Genomic DNA, 1,142 nt, shown 5'->3' with positions numbered 1-1,142 from the left:
GGGCCGTATAGGGCAAGAGGCATGTCGCATCCTCGGGTAGGGGCGACGCATGCGTCGCCCGTACAGGCCTGTCCTTGGTCTGGATGTCCAGCCAGGGGGAAAGCAAGGCCATATCCTCGGGTAGGGGCGACGCATGCGTCGCCCGTACAGGCCTGTCCTTTTCGGGCAGGGCAAGCCAGGGGGAAAGCAAGGCCATATCCTCGGGTAGGGGCGACGCATGCGTCGCCCGTACAGGCCGGTCGGTTTTGACCTGTCCATCCCACGGGCCCAAAAAAGGCCGGGGCTTTGCCTGGGGCTTGTCCCACGGGGCCGCCCATGCCGAGCGGGACCGGGAGGGCTTGCGATAGGCGGGCAGGGGCTCGACAAATGAAAATTGATCGTTGAAGTGTTCAATGCCCGGGGTCCTGAGAATGTGGGTTTGCTCATGGGCCGGGGCGTTGAGGTCCTGGGCATGGGCCAACCCATAAGACAGGATCGCAAACGACAGCCGCCCCTCCGACAGCGTTTGCCCGTGCGTGAGAGCCTGGGGCTGGATTTGAGCGAGTTCAGCCAGGAGCGAGGATGAAAGGGTATGGGCATGGGCCAAGGCCAGGGGAATGATGTCCAGGGCCTCGGAGCAGATGAACCGACAGCCGAAATGGGCCACAAGCTCATCTCCGAACGTCCCCGGGAACCCGAAATGGGCGTTGACATAATCGCCCCGGGGCCGGGTCCATGCTCCGCAAAACCGGGCCCTGATCTGGCCGCCATCCGGGGCCACCCAATCCAGGGAGGCGAACCGACCCCTGATTTTATCCCCTGCCGGGGGCGTATAGGCCACACGCTAACCCTCGGCCGTGGCCGACCTGATCGTGTCCGTGATGGGTAAAATGTTGATCAGGTTGCCGCTCGTCAGCACTTGCTCCAAGCACTCCGTGACCAGCACAAGCTCCCGGGTGTCGGACCTTAAAAGGGCCGTATGCGAGGCCGTCCCATCCCGTAGGACGGTCCTTTCGCTTTTCTGGGCCGTGCTGATTTTTCGCCCGTCAATGGCTCCGTCAGCCAGGGCAAAGTCGGTTTCGGTCAGGGCCGCCGAGGCGAGGCAGACGTTTTCCCGGGCCGTCCATGTCACGGTCCCGTCCTCCACGGTCAGGCCTGCAAGC

General features: G+C 63.7%; 1 protein-coding gene. It reads right to left on the bottom strand.

The window, feature by feature from the left end:
• Positions 1-820 (bottom strand): hypothetical protein (locus EOM25_15220; protein NCC26530.1); only part of this gene is annotated, 820 nt, incomplete at its 3' end.
• Positions 821-1,142: the final 322 nt, after the last annotated feature.

This window comes from Deltaproteobacteria bacterium (assembly GCA_009929795.1).
Lineage (GTDB): Bacteria > Desulfobacterota > Desulfovibrionia > Desulfovibrionales > Desulfomicrobiaceae > RZZR01.
The sequence above is the reverse complement of the archived record's forward strand: the minus strand, read 5'-3'. Positions and strand labels throughout refer to the sequence as shown.